The 5545-nt window shown below is 74.1% G+C and carries 3 protein-coding genes; 1 reads left to right on the top strand and 2 read right to left on the bottom strand.

The genetic code is table 11. The features are described 5' to 3' along the window. Window positions 1-89 precede the first annotated feature (89 nt). Window positions 90-1310 carry an L-2-hydroxyglutarate oxidase gene (gene lhgO, locus EHS43_RS35905; RefSeq protein ID WP_125194801.1) on the bottom strand — a complete coding sequence of 407 codons (1221 nt, stop codon included), beginning with the start codon at window positions 1308-1310 and terminating at the stop codon, window positions 90-92. A 73-nt stretch (window positions 1311-1383) separates the two neighbouring features. After that, complete coding sequence (locus tag EHS43_RS35910) at window positions 1384-2808, bottom strand: MFS transporter (RefSeq protein ID WP_125194799.1); 1425 nt, start codon at window positions 2806-2808, stop codon at window positions 1384-1386. Window positions 2809-3491: 683 nt separating this feature from the next. Here EHS43_RS35910 and EHS43_RS35915 point away from each other — a divergent pair. Then, on the top strand, window positions 3492-5545 hold a 2054-nt coding region (locus EHS43_RS35915), incomplete at its 3' end, for an asparagine synthase-related protein (RefSeq protein ID WP_125194800.1).

A 5545-nucleotide genomic window follows, 5' to 3' on the forward strand; every position in this document is an offset into this window, starting at 1 on the left:
GTGCGGATCGGGGATGCGGGGCCCCGCGTGCCCGGGGCGGCGCAGGTCCCGGGCAGCAGGGCGCGCCGGCGACTGCGGGCGCTGCTTCATCACGTCGCGCGCAGTGCCTCCAGGGCTCGCCTGGCCACCTCTCGGCCGATCGGCAGGGACGCGGTCGCCGCCGGTGAGGGTGCGTTCAACACATGGACCGTGCGGGGTCCCTCGCGGAACAGGAAGTCGTCCACCAGGGTCCCGTCCCGCAGGACGGCCTGGGCCCTCACCCCGGCGGCCGAGGGCACCAGGTCGTCCGGGGTGACGGCGGGCAGCAGTCGCCGTACCGCCGCGGTGAACGCCCTGCGGGACACCGAGCGCCGCAGTTCTCCCGTGCCGTACCGCCAGTGCCGCCGGGCTATCTGCCAGGACCCCGGCCACGCCAGGGTGGCGCCGAGCTCCCGCGGCCGTACGGTCCCCCAGTCGTACCCCTCGCGGGCCAGCGCCGGCACCGCGTTGGGCCCGATGTGCACGCCTCCGTCGATCCCGCGCGTGAGGTGCACCCCGAGGAACGGGAACGCCGGGTCCGGCACCGGATAGACCAGCCCCCGCACCAGCTCGGGCCGCGCCAGCGTGTAGTACTCGCCCCGGAACGGCACGATCCGCATCCCGGGGTCGTCCCCGGTCAGCCGCGCCACCTCGTCGCAGTGCAGCCCGGCGCAGTTCACCAGCACCCGCGCCCGTACGACGTCCCCGGCGCCCGTGAGCACGGCGACCCCGAGGTCGGGGCGGCGGTCGATCCGGCGGACCTCGGCGCCGTACCTGATCTCCGCCCCGGACGCCTCGGCCAGCTGCCGCGCGACCCCGACGAAGTCGCACACCCCGGTCGTCCCGACGTGTATCGCGGCGAGCCCCTCCACCTCGGGCTCGTACTCCGCTATCTGGGCGGCGCCCAGCTCCCGCACCGGAATGCCGTTCTCCCGGCCGCGCTGCACCAGACCGTGCAGTCGCGGCAGCTCACCGCGCTCGGTCGCCACGATCAGCTTGCCGGTGACGGCATGGGCGATGCCGTACTCCGCGCAGAACTTCACCATCTCTGCGGCGCCCCGCACCGCGTACCGCGCCTTGAGCGAGCCAGGGCGGTAGTAGATCCCGCTGTGGATCACCCCGCTGTTGCGCCCGGTCTGATGCCGGGCGGGCCCGGCCTCCTTCTCCAGCACCACGACCCGGGTGCCGGGCGCGCTGCGTGTGATCGCATACGCCGTGGACAACCCGACGATGCCCCCACCCACCACGAGCACGTCACAGTCGTAAGCGATCCCGGACAGCACCTGCACCACCTCCCACCCCCGATAGTGCACTGCACCACTGACAGTCACTTCAAACGCGGGAGGCGGTGCCGCCGTCCGGACCTCACGCCGGGGCCATCAGCAGCGGCCGGGCGCGCTCCCGGAGCTCCACCACCCGGGGCTCGTCGCCGTACGGCTCCAGCCGGTGCAGAAGATCCTTCACGTACTCCGTGGTGCGGGCCGAGGAGATGCGCCCCGCGACCTCCACCGCCCGCACGCCCTGCTCGCACGCCGCGTCGAGATTGCCCGACTCGAGCTCCGCGACCGCGGAGACCACCAGCCGCAGCCCGTGCGAGCGTACGAACTCCTCCGTCGGCTTCGACAGCGCCTGCTCCGTGAAGCGGCGGACCTGGCGCGGGGCCTTCAGGTCGCGGTAGCACTCGGCCGCGTCGGCGGCGAAGCGGTCGTAGGAGTAGAACCCGAGCCACGACGGATCGTTGTCCCCGTCCCGGGACCGCTCCAGCCAGCCCTCCGCCGCCTTGAGCGCCGCTCCGGCCGCCGCGGCGTCCCCCGCACGCGCGTGTGCCCGCGCCTCGACGAGCCGGAAGAAGCTCATGGTGCGGGCGGTCGCCAGGCCCCGGTTGCGTTCGAGGGCGGCCTGGGCGAGGTCGACGCCCTCGTCGCCGAAGCCCCGGTAGGTCGCCTGCAACGACATCGACGCCAGCACATAGCCGCCGAGGGGTACGTCGGCGGCCGCGCGAGCCAGCCGCAGCGCCTGGATGTAGTACCGCTGCGCGGCCTCCTGCTGCCCCGTGTCGAAGGCCATCCAGCCCGCGAGCCGGGTGAGTTCGGCGGAGGCGCCGAACAGGGCCCGGCCCACCTCGTCGGAGTACGAGCCGAGCAGCAGCGGTGCCGCCTCCACCCTTAAACACTCCGGCACCATGGACGAACGCCAGTCGCCGCCTCCGTACTTGGAGTCCCAGCGCCTGGCGTCCTCGGCGGCCTCCCGCAGCTTCTGCACATCGCTGTGGCCGACTTTGTGCGGTGCGCCGGAGCCCTCGGAGTGGTTCACCTCGCGCGCGACCGAGCTGTCGGCCGGGGTTATCAGCCATCGCGAGGCGGGCGTTGCGTATGCGCTGACTGCGAAGGAACCGGCGAGGGACTGCCAGATGCCGCCCGCGCCGGCGCGGCGGCCGGCGAGGTCCAGGCGGTACAGCTCCGTGGCCGATCTGACGGCCTGTCCGACGTCCCTGGGGAAGGCGAGGCCCACCTCCGGCGCGGGGTCCGCGTCCGCCAGGCCGATCTCGTGGAGCGGCACCGGGCGGCCGAGCTTCTGGCCGATGGCTGCGGCGATAAGGTGCGGCGCCGCACCCTGCGGCACCATCCCCTTCGACACCCAGCGCGCCACCGACGTCTTGTCGTAGCGAAGAGTCAACCCGCGTTGAGCGCCAAGATCGTTGACGCGACGCGCGAGTCCTGCGTTGCTGATTCCCGCGAGGGCGAGAACGGCGCCGAGTTTTTCGTTCGGCCCGCGTTGCTCCCTGGACATGCGCCACCCCTCGACACAGACGGCTGCCGCGCTGGCATAACCACGCGGCATTCGTAAACCCAGCGTAGTTCGCCGCATCCCAAGCGTTAAGGGGCATTGTTCCGGATGGCGGGATTGTGGTCCGTACTGAAGTGCGGGTCCGATACGCGCAGTTGCGTCGTGCTCCTGGTGTGTGGCCGTGCGCCTGTCCGTGCGCTCTTCTCCGGCCAATGGGGGAGCGCTTCCATGGAAGACGCGTGGGTCGGCCCGCTGTACTGGATCCAGTGGGCTGGGGGACACCGCCGCCTTCATCCCCGCGGGCGGCGGACGGGCCCGGGGGGCGAAGTGGCGTCTCCCGGGCTGCGCGCCCGTCGTGCGGCGCGCGGACTGTGCACGGAGCGTGCGCGAGCCTGTCCCCAGGGCGCCGATTTGGCCGAAAACCGACCCTCGCCCTCGCAGGCTTTCAGCCCTCCTACCATGGTAGTTGAGGGCGCGTTGGGTGTTTTTGGGGAGCGTACCGGGGGCGCATTCGCGTCGTACGCTCCTTGCCCCGCAGGACTGTTCACGGGCGTACGCGGGTGTTTTCAGGGGCTCGTTCCCCGTATCCCGAGCGACTCCACCGGCCCTCCGACGCGCTCCCTTCATGGCAGCATGGGGACCGGTTCGAACGGTGCACTGGTTGTCCACAGCCTGTGGAGGCGTCGATGCGGTGGTTGGTGGGATGGAGCAGCACCGCCGCGGGTGTCTCCGGGATCGGGACGGCCGGGGCGACCGGAGGCGACGGCGAGACCGTGCACCCGGTGGGGTCGCACCTGCTGTGGGGCGACCCGGATCCGCTGTGGGCGGTCGGCGACTGGCGCCCCGACGAGGTCCGTGTGATCACGGTCGACCCGCAGACCCGGATCGCGGTCCTCGGCACCTGCGGAGCCTCCGACGAACAGCTGCGGATCGGACTGCTCGCCGCGCGCGGAGGGGCACTTCGGCATCTGACGGCCTGGTCCGGGGCGTACACGGCGGTGGTCCAGGTGGGCCGCCGGATCACCGTGGGCGGCGACCTGGCGGGCGCCCGGCCGGTGTTCCACACCCCCTGGGCCGGCGGCACCGCCTACGCGACCGCGGCCCTGCCCCTCGCCGACCTCATCGAGGCCAACCTCGACTTCGGGCACCTCGCGGCGCTGCTCGCCGCCCCCGACGTACCGGCCGCGCTCCACGACTCCACGCCCTACGAGGGCGTACGGCGCATTCCGCCGGGGCACGCCCTGATCCTGCGCAACGGCGCGCGCGAGATCGCCGGCTACGAGCCCGTCGCCTCCCTCGCGGTCGCCGCGCCCTCCGCCGACCCGGACAGCGCGGTCGACGGGGTGCGGGACGCGCTCGTCGAGGCGGTGCGCGCCCGCCTGTCCGCGCCCCGGCACGTGCCCGACATCGACCCCGGCCCGGTGCCCGGCATGGGCCCCGCCGCACGCCGGGCCGCGCGCGGGATGCCGGTGCCGGGGATCGGCGCCGACCTGTCCGGGGGGCCCGCGTCGGGGACGCTCGCCCTGCTGGCCGCCGGGCTGCCGGGGATGCCGGGGACCGTCCTCGGACACGGCACCGGGGCCGGAGAGCGGCTGCTCGCGGTCACCTTCAACGACCTCGCCGTGGGCGGGCGGGAGGCCGAGCTGGAGCGGGCGGGGACGCTCGCGGCCAACCCCCGGCTGCACCACGTGGTGGTGACCGGCGGCGAGGAGACACTCCCGTACGCCGAACTGGACGGGCCCCTGACCGACGAACCCGGGCCGTGCCTCGTGACGGCGGCGCGGCACCGGGCCCGACTGGCGGCGGGCAGCGCGGACCACTTCACGGGCTACGGGGCCCGGCAGGTCCTCGACGCGCATCCGGCGCGCCTCGCCGACCTCCTGATGGACCGCAAGCGGCGCCACCTGGTCCGGCCGGTGGCCGCCCTGACCAAGGCGGACGGTTCGGTGTTCGTCCCCGCGCGCGTGTACGGCGCCGCGCGCAGGCTGGCCCGGACCCCGTACCGGGCCGGCCTGGAGATGCTGGCCGACCGGCTCATGCACCAGCGGTTCGACGAGCCCGGGGGTGCGGTCGGGGCGTCTCTCGCCGCGCTCACCTGGGCCAGACCGGGGCCCGCGGCACGCTGGCTGACCGGGGAGGCGCTGGCTGAAGTATCGGTTCGCCTCCAGGGCGCCACGCATCGCTCCGGGGTGGGTCCCGGGCAGCATCCCGGCGACTTCCGCGCGCGTGCGGCGCTCGCACGGCACGCGTCCGATCTGCGGGTGCTGGAGCAGGCGGTGGAGATCCGCTCCCAGCGGCTGCACGCGCCCTTCCTGGACAACCAGGTCGTGCGTGCCTGCCGTGCCCTCCCCGAGGCGCTGCGGGTCCAGCCGGGGGCCCGCGCGGAGATCCTCCGTACGGTCCTGGAGGGCGCCGGTGTCTCCGAACTCCCGCCGGGATGGGGCGCCCCGTCCCACGCCTCCTCGGCCGCGGCGACCCGTACGGGGCTGCGGGTGGCGGCGGACTCCCTGATGTCCCTGTTCGGCACGCCGCTGCTCGCGCAGGCGGGGCTGGTGGAGGCGCGGGTGGTCCGCAAGGCGCTCCGCGCGGCGGCGGAGGGCGAGCCGCTGCCGCTGGACGGGCTGGCGGACCTGGTCTCGCTGGAACTGTGGCTGGGGCGGCTGCTGGCACGGCGGGGGACGTGCTGGACGGGAACCCCGGCACGCGCGCGTGCGGTGCCGGCGGGGATTCGGCCGCGGAG

It is taken from the genome of Streptomyces sp. RP5T (genome assembly GCF_003933965.1).
Lineage (GTDB): Bacteria > Actinomycetota > Actinomycetes > Streptomycetales > Streptomycetaceae > Streptomyces.